The organism is Bradyrhizobium sp. S3.2.6 (assembly GCF_040546885.1).
Classification (GTDB): Bacteria; Pseudomonadota; Alphaproteobacteria; order Rhizobiales; family Xanthobacteraceae; genus Bradyrhizobium; species Bradyrhizobium cytisi.
In genome coordinates this window covers 155,890-171,619 of record NZ_JBEPOS010000001.1, presented here as the reverse complement: position 1 = coordinate 171,619, position 15,730 = coordinate 155,890, and the positions used below count along the sequence as shown (strand labels likewise).

The 15,730-nt window shown below is 66.5% G+C and carries 15 protein-coding genes and 1 tRNA gene; 9 read left to right on the top strand and 7 right to left on the bottom strand.

Annotated elements, in window-relative coordinates; all coding sequences use genetic code 11:
• Nucleotides 1-14 precede the first annotated feature (14 nt).
• Together ABID58_RS00825 and ABID58_RS00820 are read left to right on the top strand one after the other, a co-directional pair.
• Nucleotides 15-212 (top strand): DUF1674 domain-containing protein, encoded by a 198-nt coding sequence (locus ABID58_RS00825; RefSeq protein ID WP_354031186.1) that lies wholly within the window; start codon nt 15-17, stop codon nt 210-212.
• A gap of 75 nt (nt 213-287) precedes the next feature.
• A complete protein-coding gene (locus ABID58_RS00820) occupies nt 288-881 on the top strand; it encodes a thermonuclease family protein (RefSeq protein ID WP_354031185.1) in 594 nt (197 codons plus the stop codon).
• Nucleotides 882-932: 51 nt separating this feature from the next.
• Here ABID58_RS00820 and ABID58_RS00815 read toward each other — a convergent pair whose 3' ends face one another.
• Together ABID58_RS00815 and acs are read right to left on the bottom strand one after the other, a co-directional pair.
• Nucleotides 933-1,448: a L,D-transpeptidase gene (locus ABID58_RS00815; RefSeq protein ID WP_148752803.1), complete on the bottom strand. Its 516-nt coding sequence runs from the start codon at nt 1,446-1,448 to the stop codon at nt 933-935.
• 423 nt (nt 1,449-1,871) lie between these two features.
• Nucleotides 1,872-3,818 carry an acetate--CoA ligase gene (gene acs / locus ABID58_RS00810; RefSeq protein WP_354031184.1) on the bottom strand — a complete coding sequence of 649 codons (1,947 nt, stop codon included), beginning with the start codon at nt 3,816-3,818 and terminating at the stop codon, nt 1,872-1,874.
• Nucleotides 3,819-4,234: 416 nt separating this feature from the next.
• Here acs and ABID58_RS00805 point away from each other — a divergent pair, with 416 nt between their 5' ends.
• Nucleotides 4,235-5,404, top strand: a complete 1,170-nt coding sequence (locus ABID58_RS00805; RefSeq protein ID WP_354031183.1) for a DNA topoisomerase IB — start codon at nt 4,235-4,237, stop codon at nt 5,402-5,404.
• 12 nt (nt 5,405-5,416) lie between these two features.
• Here the strand turns inward: ABID58_RS00805 and ABID58_RS00800 are convergent, their stop codons facing one another.
• Nucleotides 5,417-5,872: an SRPBCC family protein gene (locus tag ABID58_RS00800; protein ID WP_148752806.1), complete on the bottom strand. Its 456-nt coding sequence runs from the start codon at nt 5,870-5,872 to the stop codon at nt 5,417-5,419.
• 102 nt (nt 5,873-5,974) lie between these two features.
• Between ABID58_RS00800 and ABID58_RS00795 the strand changes: the two genes are divergently transcribed.
• Nucleotides 5,975-7,054: an adenylate/guanylate cyclase domain-containing protein gene (locus tag ABID58_RS00795; protein ID WP_354031656.1), complete on the top strand. Its 1,080-nt coding sequence runs from the start codon at nt 5,975-5,977 to the stop codon at nt 7,052-7,054.
• 13 nt (nt 7,055-7,067) lie between these two features.
• On the opposite strand, the gene ABID58_RS00790 is transcribed toward ABID58_RS00795, so the two are convergent.
• The 3 genes from ABID58_RS00790 to tsaD all read right to left on the bottom strand — a co-directional run bounded on the left by ABID58_RS00790 (nt 7,068) and on the right by tsaD (nt 9,729).
• On the bottom strand, nt 7,068-7,481 hold the full coding sequence (locus ABID58_RS00790) for an EVE domain-containing protein (RefSeq protein WP_354031182.1): 414 nt from the start codon (nt 7,479-7,481) through the stop codon (nt 7,068-7,070).
• 2 nt (nt 7,482-7,483) lie between these two features.
• Nucleotides 7,484-8,464 carry an NAD(P)H-dependent glycerol-3-phosphate dehydrogenase gene (locus ABID58_RS00785; protein ID WP_354031181.1) on the bottom strand — a complete coding sequence of 327 codons (981 nt, stop codon included), beginning with the start codon at nt 8,462-8,464 and terminating at the stop codon, nt 7,484-7,486.
• A gap of 191 nt (nt 8,465-8,655) precedes the next feature.
• A complete protein-coding gene (tsaD, locus tag ABID58_RS00780) occupies nt 8,656-9,729 on the bottom strand; it encodes a tRNA (adenosine(37)-N6)-threonylcarbamoyltransferase complex transferase subunit TsaD (RefSeq protein ID WP_354031180.1) in 1,074 nt (357 codons plus the stop codon).
• 152 nt (nt 9,730-9,881) lie between these two features.
• On the opposite strand from tsaD, the gene ABID58_RS00775 reads away from it, so the two are divergent.
• The 5 genes from ABID58_RS00775 (at nt 9,882) to ABID58_RS00755 (ending at nt 14,456) form a co-directional block, all read left to right on the top strand.
• Nucleotides 9,882-10,628 carry a uroporphyrinogen-III synthase gene (locus ABID58_RS00775; protein WP_148752811.1) on the top strand — a complete coding sequence of 249 codons (747 nt, stop codon included), beginning with the start codon at nt 9,882-9,884 and terminating at the stop codon, nt 10,626-10,628.
• 65 nt (nt 10,629-10,693) lie between these two features.
• Nucleotides 10,694-11,929 (top strand): COG4223 family protein, encoded by a 1,236-nt coding sequence (locus tag ABID58_RS00770; protein WP_354031179.1) that lies wholly within the window; start codon nt 10,694-10,696, stop codon nt 11,927-11,929.
• A gap of 48 nt (nt 11,930-11,977) precedes the next feature.
• Nucleotides 11,978-13,723 carry a heme biosynthesis protein HemY gene (locus tag ABID58_RS00765; protein WP_354031178.1) on the top strand — a complete coding sequence of 582 codons (1,746 nt, stop codon included), beginning with the start codon at nt 11,978-11,980 and terminating at the stop codon, nt 13,721-13,723.
• A 96-nt stretch (nt 13,724-13,819) separates the two neighbouring features.
• Nucleotides 13,820-13,895: transfer RNA gene (locus ABID58_RS00760), tRNA-Thr, on the top strand.
• 195 nt (nt 13,896-14,090) lie between these two features.
• On the top strand, nt 14,091-14,456 hold the full coding sequence (locus ABID58_RS00755) for a hypothetical protein (RefSeq protein ID WP_354031177.1): 366 nt from the start codon (nt 14,091-14,093) through the stop codon (nt 14,454-14,456).
• 75 nt (nt 14,457-14,531) lie between these two features.
• On the opposite strand, the gene ABID58_RS00750 is transcribed toward ABID58_RS00755, so the two are convergent.
• Entirely contained in the window at nt 14,532-15,599 is a 1,068-nt protein-coding gene (locus ABID58_RS00750) for a polysaccharide deacetylase family protein (RefSeq protein WP_148752815.1), read from the bottom strand.
• Between the last annotated feature and the right edge of the window lie 131 nt (nt 15,600-15,730).

Genomic DNA, 15,730 nt, shown 5'->3' with positions numbered 1-15,730 from the left:
TAGGACACCCGGCAATGAGTGACCAGCCTCCCGTTCCCGATCGCAAGTCCTTGCCGCCGGCGGCCCAGCGCGCGCTGGCCGAAGCCGAGGCGCGCCGGCAGGCTGCCGCGGCGCACGCCGAGGCGGCGCCGAAGGAATTGCAGGGGCCGAAGGGACCCGAGCCGACACGCTACGGCGACTGGGAGCGCAAAGGTATCGCTTCGGACTTCTGACGCGTTGGCCTTCTCAGGCACCGGTTGTTTGACGCTCTCTTGCCGGCCCGCCCGACTCAGCCATAGCGTGCGCGGATGTCGCGCTTCGACCCCAGCCATCCCTATCGGCCTTCGTACAACGGCTCGCCATTCGGCCGCCGTTTCTCGGGGCTGCTGCCGTGGATGTTCGTGGTCGGAGTCGTCGTGGCGGTCGTGCTCACCTTCCGGCACGGGACGAATTGGCCGGTTCCCTATCCGGCCAACGAGCGCACGCAGGACGCCGAGATCATCCTGCAGCAGGCCGGCAATCCCGACAGCCGCCTGCCGATCGACGTCATCCGCACCATCGACGGCGACACCTTTCTTGCGCGCGTGCATCAACGCGACGGCCGCGAGCTCGTCGCGCGGGTTCGCCTGCGCGGCATCGATGCACCCGAGATGAAGGCATCCTGTCAGGACGAGCTGGACAAGGCGGAGCACGCCACCGCGGCGCTGCGCAATCTGCTCGGCCAGGGCGGCGTCACGATCTACAATCTCGGTTCGGAGAAATACGGGCGCGTTCTCGCCGATGTCGCAACAAAACGGACCGCCAGCGTTTCGGCGGCGATGCTCGCGGGCGGCTACGCGCGCAGCTACAATGGCGGCCACCGCGACGGCTGGTGCGCGCGCGGCTGGCGCTTCTGGCAATAAAAGAGCCCCGTCGAAACGCGGCTCTTTCAATCTCTGTTTTGGTTGCGACGGTCAGCGCGCCACGACCACCGTCGTGCCGACGGAGACGCGGCCGTAGAGATCGGAGATGTCGTCGTTGAGCATGCGGATGCAGCCATAGGAGACGAAGCCGCCGACCGAGCCCGGCACGTTGGTGCCGTGGATGGCATATTCACCGCCAGCTAGTGTCATCGCCGCGACGCCCATCGGGTTGCGCGGCGAACCGCCCGGGATGACGTCGGGAAGCTGCGGCTTGTCGCGCTTCACCTCGGCGGGCGGCGACCAGGCCGGATTGCGGTACTTGCCGTCGATGCGGGTGGTGCCGGCCCACTGCTTTCCGGATTTGCCGACGCCGACCGGATAGCGCACGGCGTGGCCGTCATCGAGAATGAGATAGAGCCGGCGCTCGCTGGTTTTGACCACGATCGTGCCGGGCGAATAGTTGGCGACGTGCGTCCCCACCATCTCCGGCCGCGCCTCGGCTGCCGTCGACATCAAGACCCCAGCCGCGACGGTGGCGGCCAGCGCCAGTGCAATCTTCATCGACATCAATTTTCCCCTTGCCCCGAACGGATCGTCCAAATTCACGCAAAACCGGCAATTGCCCGTTCGCCCAGACATTCTTAACCGCGCCTGTTAACCGGATGGTTTCCACGCGCGGCCGCCAAGGGCGGACCAGCAGGGGGAACAAAGGAAATGTTCGAAATAAAGTAAATGACTTGAAAACAACACCAGGCGGGAAAGATGCGGGGGCGGCGGCGCGCGCCCTGACAAGTGCGTGAGGGTGTGAACGGCGGTTGTTTCAAGCGGTCTCGTGTCCCGGACAAGCGTAGCGAAGCGGAGCGCCGATCCGGGACCCAGAAGGCCACACGTTCTGCCGCTGTATGGGCCCCGGCTCAGCAGCGCACCGCACCGGACGGTGCTTCGCATCGCCCGGAGCGCTGCGCTGCGTCCGGGGCACGGAGCGTGGCTTTACGCCGACTTCTTGTTCTGCCGGTTCTTCACGAGATCATCGACCACAGCGGGATCGGCGAGGGTCGAGGTGTCGCCGAGGCTGCCCGGCTCATCCTCGGCGATCTTGCGCAGGATGCGGCGCATGATCTTGCCGGAGCGGGTCTTGGGCAGCCCCGGCGAGAACTGGATCTGGTCGGGCGCGGCGATCGGACCGATCTCCTTGCGCACCCAAGTGACGAGCTCTTTCCGCAGTTCGTCGCTCGGCTCGACGCCCGCCATCAGGGTGACATAGGCGTAGATGCCTTGGCCCTTGATGTCGTGCGGGTAACCGACCACGGCAGCCTCCGATACCTTCTCATGCGCGACCAGCGCGCTCTCGACTTCTGCGGTGCCCATGCGATGGCCGGAGACGTTGATGACGTCGTCGACGCGGCCGGTGATCCAGTAGTAGCCGTCGGCGTCGCGCCGGCAGCCGTCGCCGGTGAAGTATTTGCCCTTGTAGGTCGAGAAATAGGTCTGCTCGAAACGGGCGTGATCGCCATAGACCGTGCGCATCTGGCCCGGCCATGAACGGGTCAGGCAGAGATTGCCTGATGTCTCACCCTCCAGCACCTTGCCGTCGGCATCGACGATTTCAGGCACCACGCCGAAGAACGGCTGCGTCGCCGAGCCCGGCTTCAGCTTGGTCGCGCCCGGCAGCGGCGTGATCAGAATGCCGCCGGTCTCGGTCTGCCACCAGGTGTCGACGATCGGGCAGCGGTCGTCGCCGACGACGCGGTGATACCACTCCCAGGCTTCCGGATTGATGGGCTCGCCGACCGAGCCGAGCAGGCGCAAGCTCGCGCGCGAGGTCTTCTTCACGGGCTCGTCGCCCGACTGCATCAGGGCACGGATCGCGGTCGGCGCGGTGTAGAAGATGTTGACCTTGTGCTTGTCGATGACGTTCCAGAATCGCGAATTATCGGGGTAATTCGGCACGCCTTCGAACATCAGCGTGGTCGCGCCGTTGGCGAGCGGCCCGTAGAGAATGTAGCTGTGCCCGGTGACCCAGCCGACGTCGGCGGTGCACCAGTAGATGTCGCCGTCGTGATAGTCGAAGACGTATTGATGCGTCATCGACGCAAACACGAGATAGCCGGCCGACGTGTGCAGCACGCCCTTGGGCTGACCGGTCGAGCCCGAGGTGTAGAGGATGAACAGCGGGTCCTCGGCGTGCATGTGCTCGGCCCGGCATTCGGTCGTCACCATCGCAGCCGCCTCGTGGTACCAGAGGTCGCGCGTCGGGTTCATGTCGATCTTGCCGCCGGTGCGCTTGACCACGACGACCCAGTCGACACCGTCGGCCTTGGCGAGCGCCGCGTCGACATTGGCTTTCAGCGGCACCTTCTTGCCGCCGCGCAGGCCCTCGTCCGCGGTGATGATAACCTTGGATTGGCAGTCGTTGATGCGCTGCGCGAGCGAGTCCGGCGAGAAGCCCGCGAACACCACGGAGTGAACAGCGCCGATCCGCGCGCAGGCCAGCATGGCATAGGCCGCTTCCGGGATCATCGGCAGGTAGATGGTGACGCGGTCGCCTTTCTTGACGTTGCGGGTGCGCAGGATGTTGGCCATCCGGCAGACCTCGTCGTGCAGCTCCTTGTAGGTGATGTGCCTCGACTGCGAGGGATCGTCGCCTTCCCAGATGATCGCGGTCTGGTTGGCGCGTTTGGCGAGATGCCGGTCGATGCAATTATGGGCGACGTTGAGGATGCCGTCCTCGAACCATTTGATCGAGATGTTGCCGGGCGCGAAGGAAACGTTCTCGATTCTAGTGGGTGTGTGCATCCAGTCGATGCGCTTGGCCTGCTCGGCCCAGAAGGCGTTCGGGTCCGCGATCGAGCGGGCGTACATGTCCTTGTACTTGGCCTGATCGACCCAGGCGTGCTTGGCCAATTCCGCGGGGACGTCGTAAATCTTCTCGGACATGTTTCCTTTCCCTCCACATACGGCAAGCCAACGCTGGCGAGGCGCAAGCCGACTTGATCGTTGAACCGATTATGCGTCGGGCTAACCGGGCCCGACAAGGAGCACAAGCTGGACCTTTGGTCAGCGGCCGGCCATGAGGAGAATCAAGCCGCAAAAGACCGGCTGTCGCACATGTGAAACAGGCTGGGCAGAGGTTTTCGGCTCTTTACCCAGATCTCCGGAATAGGCCTGCGCAGGGCGCCCATGCGTCGCAGGCGGTATTTAGAAACCTCTTTTCACTGATTCGGGACTCGCAATGCGGTTCGGAACACCCTAAGTGGCTAACCCGTGTCCCAAGAGACCTTCCAAGCGACCCTTGGAACAAAAATCAGAACAGCGACATTGACCGGCAACAGGCAGGGCTAAGGTTTAAGACTATGATGGATCAGCGGAATCTCGGGACGATGCGGCCCGCTTCGGCCGATCCTGCTGCCATTGCGCTGGCCAAAGCCCTCGGACAATGGCCGAAGGTGGCCGGTTCCACACGTCCCAGCCCCAAAAAAATGTTCGACTCGGCGCCCGCGGCGACGGTCGAGGCGCTGGCCAAGGAGCTGGGCCTGCGGCTCGGCGCCCAGAACGAGCTGACCATTCGCCGCATCCGCCGCGGCAAGGGCTATTCCTTCGTCCGCCCCAACGGCGCCCGCATCCGCGACGCCCGCACTATCCGCCGGCTCCACGCCATGGCGGTGCCGCCGGCCTATCGCGAGGTGCGCTACTCGGCCGATCCGAGCACACATCTTCAGGCGGTGGGTCGCGATGCCGCGGGCCGGCTGCAGTATCGCTATCACGCCGACTGGGAGAAGGTGCGCGAGCACCGCAAGGCGCATCGCCTGGAGAAGCTCGTCGGCGCGCTGCCCAAAATCCGGCGCAAGGTCTCGGCGTTCCTGTCTGGCGACGAGCCGACGCGGGAATTCGCGCTGTCGGCGGTGATCGAGCTGATTGCGCGTACCGCGATCCGTCCCGGCAATGAATCCTACGCCCGCCTCAACGGCACCCGCGGCGCCACCACGATGCTGAAGTCGAACGTCACGCTCGAGGACGATTGCTTCGTGCTGACCTTCAAGGCGAAGGGCGGCAAGGCCGTGCGCAAGGAGTGCGACGCGGCCAAGCTGGTGCGCGCCATCGGCGTCCTCAACGGTGTTCCCGGCAAGCGCATGTTCCAGTATCGCGATGCTTACGGCATCGTGCGCGCGGTCAGCACCACGCAGGTGAACGAATTCCTGCGCGAGATCGCCGGCATCAAGATTTCGCTGAAGGACTTTCGCACGCTGATGGCCTCTGCCGTAGTCGTCGAGTCGCTGTCGCGAATCACGCCGGCGACCAGCCAGCGCGGCCGCAAGAAGCAGGTGCTCGACGCGATCTGCGCCGCCGCCGACAAGCTCTCCAACACGCCGGCGATCTGCCGCAAGAGCTATGTCCACGACACCATCGTCACCGCCTTCGAGGACGGCATCCTGGAGCGATTCGCCGCGACCATGAAGGGGCAGCGCTCGCAGGCCCGGCGTGAGCAGCTTTTGCAACAGGTCGTCGCGACCGCGGCGGTTTAATCCGCCGCAGCGCTACACATTGTCCGAAACACCGTTGTCGGGGCCGGGATCGCGGCCCGCAGCTGCGCTTGTGAGTCGGTCCAGATAATGCGCCCACCCTCTCGCATGCGCGGCCACCTGCTCCTCGTTCGGCAGCCCGCTATGTGTCATGCGCAGCAATGTTCCGCCGTCGCGTTCGATCAGGTCGATCTCGACCAGGCTCGAGCCGGGCGGCACTTCCTGACCGCCCTCCCAGCCGAACGTGTAGGCCAGACGGTGCACCGGCACGACCTCGCGGAAGGCGCCGCGGGCGACCACGCCGCGCGGGCCGATACCGCTAAGCAGATAGAGCCCGCCGGGATGCGGCTCGGTGGTCGCATCCGAGCCCATCCAGCTCAGGATTTTCGAGGGGTCGGTCAAATAGGCGAAGACGGTGGCGCGCGGGGCTGCGATCTGGGTCTCGCGTCGCAATACGAACGGCTCGGTCATCGGCGATGATCCCCTAGGCTGATTTTGGGACATGGCGCCGCCACAGCGCCCCGTCAAGGATTACCCGTGACAAAGGCGGCCGGTCTTCGCCATCATCAGCCGATGCAGCTCTCCCCGACCCTCGCCTGGCTTGTTGACGCGGCCTCCGACAGTGCCGGGGCCGATCGCCTGCTCGCGGAACTCGGTGCCCATCTGATCGCCGACGGCCTGCCGCTCGCGGCCGGCGCCCTGACGCTGGAGGTGCCACATCCGCTGATCGCGAAGCGAACCTGGTTATGGCGTGCGGAGAACGGCCGGGTGATCGAGGCGCTTGGCTTTGCACCGGGCGGATTGGCGCCCGATCCGCCCAACGATGCTGGTCGCCGCTGGTTGCGCGACATCGCAGGCGGCGAGGTCCACGAAGAGATCGTCGGACGGCAAGATGGGCCGTTGCTGGGCTGGATCGGGCCGCGACAGTTCACGGCAGACGAGATCGAGCAATTGCGCCGGGCCGCGCGCTTTGCCGCAACGCCCCTTGCCGTGCTTGCCGCGCGCGCCACGTTGCGGGCAACGCTGGACGGTTATCTCGGCAAGCGCAGTGCAGAGCGGGTGCTGGCGGCGCCGTTGCGACGCGATCTCGGCGAGACCATTCAGGCCGCACTGCTTTACGCAGACTTGCGCAATTTCACGATCCTCTCTGAAACCACGCCGCCCGCCGATGTCATCGCGGCGCTCGACGCCTGGTTCGATCGCATCGCCGGTGCCGTGCATGCCTTCGGCGGCGAGGTGCTGAAGTTCATCGGCGATGGCGTGCTGGCGATTTTTCCGGTGATCGACGCCGCGCCGCGTCAGGCCTGCGATTCAGCCCTCCGTGCGGCAGGTGCGGCGAGGGCCGGCATGGCTCATCTCAATGAGGAGCGCCGCGCACGCGGCCTGCCGCCGCTGTCGTTCGGTGCCGCACTTCATCTCGGCGAAATGCTCTGGGGCAATATCGGCGCCGCCAACCGGCTGGACTTCACCGCGATTGGTCCCGCCGTCAACCTCGCGAGCCGGCTCGAAGGATTGTGCAAGCCGCTCGGCCGGACCGTGCTGGTGTCGGGTGCGCTTGCCGCCGAGACGGACGCGCAACTGGTACCGCTCGGAACGCGTGCGCTGCGTGGGATCGCTTCGCCGTGTGAGGTGTTCGCGCTGCCGGAGGCGTGAACGACAGAGGAGACTATAGTCCGCCCATCTTGCAAACCAGCTTCCATTCCTCGGCCGTCACCGGCTGCACCGACAGACGCGAATATTTCACCAGCGCCATGTCGGCGAGTTTTTTCTCGGCCTTGATCGCGGCCATCGTCACCGGTGTCTTCAAGGGCTTGTCGGCCCTGATGTCGACGCAGACGAACTTTTCGGTCTTGTCGGTCGGATCCGGATAGGCCTCCTTGATGACTTCCGCGATGCCGACGATCTCCTTGCCCTCGTTGGAATGATAGAAGAACGCCTTGTCGCCCCTCTTCATCGCGACGAGGTTCTGGCGCGCGGTGTAATTGCGCACGCCGGTCCAGGCCTCGCCCTTGGCGCCCTTCGCGACCTGCTGCTCCCAGGACCACGCCGACGGTTCGGATTTCACCAGCCAGTACGCCATGTTCATTCCTCTGCCTTGAACGGCCGTGTCAGCAGCCCCGAGATCGCGGCGTCGATCGTGCTCCTGCCGCTCAGGATCGCTGCGACCGCCTCTGATACTGGCATCTCGACGTTTTGCGAAGCCCCGAGTTCGATCAGCACCGGCGCGGTGAACTCGCCCTCGGCAAGCTTGCCGGCGGGCGGCTGCTCACCGCGTCCGAGCGCGAGGCCGAGCGCGAAATTGCGCGATTGTGGGCTCGAGCAAGTCAGGATCAGATCGCCGAGGCCGGACAGGCCGGTGAGCGTCTCGCTGCGGGCGCCGAGTGCGCTGCCGAGCCGCGCCAGTTCGCTGAAGCCGCGCGTGGTCAAGGCGGCGAGCGCGGAGGCGCCGAGGTTGCGGCCGACCACGATGCCGGCGGCGATCGCGAGCACGTTCTTGGCAGCGCCGCCGATCTCGACGCCGCGGACATCCGTGGTGTGATAGGGCCGGAAAGTCGCCGAGCCCAGCGCCTGCACCAGCGCGCCCGCCAAGGCCTCATCCTTTGCCGCCAGCGTCACCGCCGTCGGCAGGCCGCGCGCGACATCGTCGGCAAAGCTCGGACCCGACAGGATTGCGGGCAGCGCATGGGGCGCGGCTTCCGCGATCACATCGGTCATGAACTTGTGGGTGCCGTGCTCGATGCCCTTGGCGCAGGCGATGACCGGCACAGGCGTCGAGACGTGCGAGGCCACCATGTTGACCGCGCCGCGCAGATGCTGCGCCGGCGTCGCGATCAGCAGCATATCGGCACGCGCGGCGAGCGACAGCTCGCTCGTCACCATGATCTCCGGCGCGAGCCGCACGCCGGGCAGCCGCGGATTGTCACGGGTAGATGCGATCCGCGCTGCATGTTCGGCGTTGCGCGCCCACAGCGTCACGTTCCGTCCGGCGCGTGCGGCCACCGTCGCCAGCGCCGTACCCCAGGCACCCGCGCCGATCACCGCGACGGACCGGAACGCAGTCATGGCGCGCTCCCTCTACTCCCTCTCTCCGCTCTTGCGGGGAGAGGGTTGGGGTGAGGGGCCTCTATCCACAAAGACGGCGAGATCTGGAATCGCGGAGAGCCCCCCTCACCCGGATTGCATCTACGATGCAATCCGACCTCTCCCCGCAAGCGGGGCGAGGTGAAGCGGAGCTCGTGGCCGCACCACAGCATTCAGTATCCCGCCCGCGTCTTGCCGTAGCCTGCCGGCGCGGTCGCATTGGCGTCGAGCAGCCAGCGCGCGCGCGGCTGCGCCTCCATCGTATCGGTGATGCCGAGCGCGAGGCGTTCGGCGCCGGCCCAGGCGATCATCGCGCCATTATCGGTGCAGAGTGCGGGCGGCGGTATGATCAGCTGCGTCTGCGCTTCGCGGGCAACGTCGAACAGCGCACCGCGGATCGCCTGATTGGCGGCGACCCCGCCGGCTGCGACCAGCGCGTGCGGCGCGCCGAATTGCTCCCGGAAAAGTCTGAGACCGACCCGCAGCCGGTCGGCCGTGGAATCCAGCACCGCGGCCTGAAAGCTCGCGCAGAGATCGTTGACGTCCTGCGGCGCGATCTCAACCAGCCGGTTCGCTTCGGTGCGGACTGCCGTCTTCAATCCCGACAGGGAGAAGTTGGCATCGGGACGTCCCTGCATCGGCCGCGGGAAGGCGAAGCGCGCCGCATCGCCGTGCGCGGCCGCGCGTTCGACCTGCGGGCCGCCTGGATAGGGTAGGCCCAGCATCTTCGCGACCTTGTCGAAGGCCTCGCCGATCGCGTCATCGACGGTGGTGCCGAGCCGCACATATTGGCCGACGCCGGTGACCGCGACAATCTGGGTGTGGCCGCCGGAGGCGAGGAACAGGCAGTAAGGAAATTCTACGCCATCGGTCAGACGTGGCGTCAGCGCATGCGCCTCGAGATGATTGACCGCGACCAGCGGCGTGTCGTGCACCATCGCGATCGCCTTTGCGGTGGTCAGCCCGACGATGACGCCGCCGATCAAGCCCGGGCCCGCAGCGGCCGCGACGCCGTCGAGCTGGGCATAGTCGATGCCGGCTTCGTGCATGGCACGGTCGATGATGCCGTCGAGCACGTCGACATGGGCGCGCGCCGCGATCTCCGGCACCACGCCGCCGAAGCGGGCATGCTCCTCGACCTGCGACCGCACGATATTGGACAGGATCCTGCCGCTGCCGTCAGGCGCGCGCTCGATCACGGCCGCCGCGGTCTCGTCGCAGGTGGTCTCGATGCCCAGTACCAGCATTGGCGAATTGTTATCCAATTTGCGCCCTTGCGCTCATCCGTAAAGCAGAGTTCTGGTACGTCCGGTAGCATTCCGGGGTTGGCTTGCGCAATCGTCACGCGCCGTCCTCCCTCGCGAATGCGTCGCCGCCACGTGGTCCGGGAACACAAGCGATGTCCATTCTTGTCACACGGCCGCATCCCGACAATGAGGCGACGGCGGAAAATTTGCGCGCGCGGGGACATGTGGTGTTGCTCGCGCCGGTGCTCAAGTTCGAGCCGGTCGCTTTCCATGACGAGAGTGAGACGGGCTATAGCGCCATCATCGTGACATCGGCCAATGCGATCCGCGCCGTCGTGCCGCAATTGCGGGACCTCGGCCTCTTGGAGCTGCCGCTGTTCGCGGTCGGCGAGCACACGGCTGCCGTGGCACGCGAAGTCGGCTTCGCGGACGTGATCGTCGCCGGCGGCGATGCCGCTTCCTTGCGCGACAAGGTGATGCAGAGCGCGCGCGCCAAGGTGCTGAAGAAAAAGAGTACGCTGCTTTATCTTGCGGGCGCCGATCTGTCGCGGGATCTCGGCGGCGAGCTCGGCGCGGAAGGCTTTAGCGTGGTCACTCAGACGACCTACCGTATGGTGCCGGTCAAGCTTCTGCCGCGCGACGTCTGCGACGGCTTTGCCGCGCATGGCATCGCGGCGGTGCTACACTACTCCCGGCGCAGTGCGCGGGCCTTTCTGGATGCGGCCCGGGACGAAGGCGTCGAAATCTCGGCGCTGGCGATCCCGCAATGCTGCCTGTCCGAGACGATCGCCAGCGTGCTGCGCGATGCCGGGGCGTCGCAGGTCCTGGTGGCCGCGACCCCGGACGAAAATGCCCTGTTTGACGCCTTGGAGCGTGCGTTGCGGACCCGTTTGGCGTAAGAGGACGGGCCGAATCCGAGGCAATCGGGCTCGTCTCTGGTAGGAAAGTGTGAGGAACCGTCACGATGGCCGACGACAAGCCTGAAGACGCAGGATTGGCCCCCGAGTCCGGCCGTGCCAAGCGCACCCCGCCTACCATCGACCTCGAGGCGACCGAAGTCTCCACCCAGCCGCAGGATGTGGCGGGTGAACCGGAGGCGCAGCCTTCGGCCGAGCGGGCAAACGCTGAGCAGGCCGGTGCTGAAGACGCCAAGGTCGAGACGGCCAAGGTCGAGGCAACCAAGGCCGAGCCGGAGCATGGCGAGGTGCAGGCGGCCGTTGCATCGGGCGCCATTTCTCCCTGGATCATCGCGCCATTTTCCGGCGCGGTTGCAGCCGCAGTCGTGATCGCGGTCGGCTGGGCGTTGGGTTGGCCCGCGGTGCAGGCGCCGCCGGCCGCGCCGCAAGTGACGAGTGCCACGGTCGATGCGCTGAGCGGACGTGTCGCCGCAGTCGAAGCCAGGACGGGCAAGCCCGCCGCCGATCCGGCCGTCGTCGCGCGGCTCGATGCGCTGGAGAAATCCGTCGGCACCCTGCGCGGCGACATCGCCAATTTGCGCGCGCAATCCGACAAGACCGCGAGCGCACTGAACGACGCGAAATCCGCGTCGGGCGACGCGGCGGCCTCGTCCGGCCTCGCCGCCCTCGACGACCGCATCTCCCGGCTCGAGCGCGCCAGCACCACCGCGCGCGCGGAGCTCGCACAGCAGGGCGAAAAGATCGCCGATGCCAAGGTGATGGACGACAAGTCGTTGCGCTACGTGGTCGCCGCCACCCTGCTCGACGTTGCCGTTCGCCACAATGATCCCTATGAGGCGCAGCTCACTGCTGCGCGGTCGCTCGCGACCAAGCCCGAACTGCTGAAGCCGCTTGATGCGTTTGCCGCGTCAGGGATTCCGACGCCGGTCGCTCTGACCCGCGAGCTCCTCAACATCGTGCCGAAATTGTCGCCGCCGCCGGAGGCGCCGAGCAGCAGCGCCGGCATCGTCGAGCGCCTTCAGGCGGGAGCGTCAAAGCTCGTCCGCATCGAGCGCACCGACGGCGTCGGCAATGACCGCGGCGCCATCGTCGCGCGGGTCACGGCCGCGGCGCTGCGCAACGATTTCGTCGAGGCGCGCCGCGAGCTGAAGACGCTGCCCGAGACCGATCGCGTGCCGGCACAAGCCTGGCTCGAGAAGGCCGACGCGCGCGATGCCGCGCTCGCGGCGTCCCGCAAATTCGCCGACGACGCTCTCGCTGGTCTCGCCAAGCCTGGTCAATAGGCCTGGTCAATAAGATTCGCGCAACGATCCGCGCGTATAGGGATAGCCATGCTTCGCATCGTTCTCTTCCTTGTTCTGATTGCGCTCGCAGGCGCCGGCGCGGCCTGGGTTGCCGATCAGCCCGGCGATGTCGTGCTGACCTGGGGCGGTTTCCGGGCTTCACCGAGCATTCCGGTGTTCGTGCTCTGCCTCGGCATATTCGCAGTCCTGATCGTCTTGCTCTGGAGCATCCTGACCGTGATCTGGCGCGCACCGGGGCGGATGCGCCGCCGCCGGCATGAAAAGCGTCATGCCCGCGGCCGCCACGCCATCACCCACGGCCTGCTCGCGATCGGTCATGGCGATACTGCGCTCGCCCGCCGTCACGCCGAAGCGGCGCGACGACACGCGCCGAACGATCCGCTTGCGCTTCTCCTGCACGCGCAATCGGCTCAGCTCGACGGCAATCGCGACGCGGCACAGCGCGCCTTCCGCGCCATGGCCGAGCGCGAGGATACCCGGCTGCTCGGCCTGCGCGGCCTGTTCATCGAGGCGCAGCGCGCCGACGATGCGGTCGGCGCCGTGATGATCGCGGAGGAAGCGATCAAGCTGTCGCCGTCCTCGACCTGGGCTTCGCATGCGGTGCTCGGCTTCCGCTGTGCGCGCGGCGACTGGAGCGGCGCGCTCGCGATCCTGGATTCGAACCTGTCCGCGGGCCTGATCGACAAGCAGGGCTACCGCCGGCAGCGCGGCGTGCTGCTGACGGCGCGCGCGCTGGAATTGGAGACGATGGACCTCGACGTCGCGCGCGAGAGCGTGATGGAAGCCGTCAAGCTCGCGCCGACCCTGGTGCCGGCGGCGGTGCTCGCCGCGAAATTCGAGAGCGAGGCGCATCAGGTGCGCCGCGCCATGAAGCTGGTCGAGGCTGCCTGGCTTGCCAATCCGCATCCTGATCTTGCCGACGCCTATGCGCATGTCAAACTCGGCGATGCCGCGCGGCAGCGCCTGCAGCGGATCGAGACGCTCGCGGCGAAAACGCCGGCGGACAAGGCCGGCCATGTCGAGGGCCAGCTTGCGATCGCGCGCGCCGCGATCGATGCGTCCGAGTTCGCCCGTGCGCGCAAGGTGCTGGCGCCCTACGTCAACGATCCGACCCAGCGCGTCGCGCTGCTGATGGCCGAGCTCGAGCGCACCGAGCATGGCGACGGCGGCCGTGCCCGCGCCTGGACCTTGCGCGCGGTGCGCGCCCGTCACGACCCGGCCTGGACCGCGGACGGCTATGTCAGCGAACGCTGGCGTCCGGTCTCCCCGGTCACCGGCCGGCTCGACGCCTTCCAGTGGCAGACGCCGGTGGCGAGCCTGCCTTCGGACAAGAGCACGACGATCGAGTCCTCCGCCTTCGAGGAAGCCATGCTCGCGGCCCCCCCGCCGAAGCGGGTAACCGTAGCCAACGATGCGCCGGCGGAACCGGCCGTGATCGCACCTATCCCGACCCCGGCCCCTGCTTTGGCCGCGCAGGACAACGCGCCTCCGGCGGTCGAGGAAGAACCGGTGGTGACACCTGCTGAGCCGGTCGAGCCGGTCCCTGAGGCCGCCGAATCATCGCCGCTGGCGGCAACCCCGGTGTTCCGGGCCCGTGCCGACCTCGGCAAGCCCATACAGGCGCCGATCCAGGCCATCATCCCGATCGTTCGGGCGCCGGATGATCCCGGCATCGATGACGACGGTCCGAGCGATGAATTTACGGAACAAATCGGTACATCCAAGGCCCAGGCCGGCGGTTGGCGCGGATTCTGGTCGCGCTGGGGCGCGTGAGCCGCATTCGCCTGCCGCTTGTCCTTGCCAATCCGGGCCATGCCCGATATCAGGAGCGCGTATCGGGGCCGGCATCGCCCGGGCCCGGCAGGGTTCGCCGCAATAGCTCAGCTGGTAGAGCACGTCATTCGTAATGACGGGGTCGGGGGTTCGAGTCCCTCTTGCGGCACCAGCACTCAGATTTCATCCGATCGTCACAAGCCCAGGTTTTGCCCACTGACGCCCGCGCGCCCGTGATCGCGCTCGATGCTTGTGTCACTGCGGTGCGCTGCTGAAATCGGAGACGGCAGCCGGCGTGATTTTCATCACATAACCTCCCGCGGCCCTCCCGTAGTGTCCTGGTCACGCAAACACGGGGAATTTTCACATGCGCAAGATCATTCTGGTTGCCGCCATGGTTCTGGTCTCTGCATCTGCCGAGGCAGGCGGCGCACGCAGCCTCTCGCTGGCCGCGGCCAATGAGCAGGCCCCGGCTGCACAAGCGGCCGCGCCGACGACCGCAACGACCGAGGTGAGCGAAGTCGCGCCAGTGTCCGACGCTCCGAAATATGTCGATCGTCCGCCGGCGGTTTCGGCCACGGCACCGGCCGCGGCGAACACGACGACGTCGGCGCCTGCCGGGTCCCAGCCTGCGCCCAAGTCCACCGCGAAAGCCGACAAGCCCAGGCACACGCGGACCTGGACCGAAGGCCGCATCATCAGCGAGCTGCACCGCCACGGCGTCTACTGGTAAGCGGCGGCGTGACACTCCCAAAATGGAAATGGCCGGGCTGAGCCCGGCCATCATGCTCGTCGAAACCTGACGCGCTCAGCGCTGCGAAACCGTCTGCACCACGCTCGAGACCGGGCGCGCGTTGGTCGCGCTGGACGCAGGCACCTTCAACTCCCTGAGCACCGCTTCGTCATACTCGGGCAGCGAGTCGAATGTCGTCTTCGCCTTGATCTGCACGACCTTGTAGCCACCGGCCTTGAGGCGCGCGAGCAGCGTCGGCAGCGCTTCGCCGGTGCGCTTCTGGAAGTCATGCATCAGGATGATGCCCTTGCCGAGCTTGTCGAGCTTGGTCATCACGTTGCTGATGATCTTGTCCGGCGTGCTCTCCTTGCGGAAATCGAAGGAGTCGACGTCGGTCGAGAAGATTCCGAGGTTGCGGCTGCCGAGATAGCCCACGAGCGCCGGATTCTGCTGAAGCTGCGGGAAGCGGAAGAACGGCGACGGATTGGTGCCGAGCGCCCATTTCACCGCACTGAATCCCTTCTCGATTTCGTCCTTGGCTTCCTGCTCCGTCATCTTCTTGCCGTTGAGATTGACGTGCGACCAGGTGTGCGCGCCCACCGTGTGGCCTTGGGCCAGAACCTGACGCAGGATCTCCGGATGCCAGGTGGCGTGCTTGCCGACCGAGAAGAACAGGCCCTTGGTGCATTCATCGGCCAATGCCTTCAGCACGGCGGGCGTGTTGTGCGGCCACGGACCGTCGTCGAAGGTCAGCACGACCTCCTTGTCGGCAAGGAAATCAAACTGCTTGAACTGCTCGAAGCCAAAGCCCGGGCCGCCCGTCGTGTCGATTTCGACCACGCGCGAGACGCCCAATGCATTCGGATTGGTGCAGGTCGTCGTCTGCTGAACCGGTGCCACCGCCGGTGCGGGCGCTGGCGCGGACCCGGCGGCAGGAGCGGCGGGTTTGCCCGCGAGCGCCGCAGTGGTCTCGACGTCGTCCTTGGCGGCAAGCTTGGCCGGCGCCGGCAGAGGATCGGCCGCACGGGCGGCTGTTGTCTTGGGAGCGCCCTGGTCGGCGCGCGAGGAATAAAAATACCAACCTCCGGCGATCACGACCGCCGCAAGGACACTGGCCAGCATCAGGCCCAACGCATTACGCATCGCTACTCTTTCCAAATACGCAACCAAACCAGCGGAATTGCCCGCGCGCCCGGCCATTAATGCGAAGGAACAGTTAACGTGACACCAACACGACAGCGGTTGCAGTGGAATTTCAGGTGGATGCGCCAAAG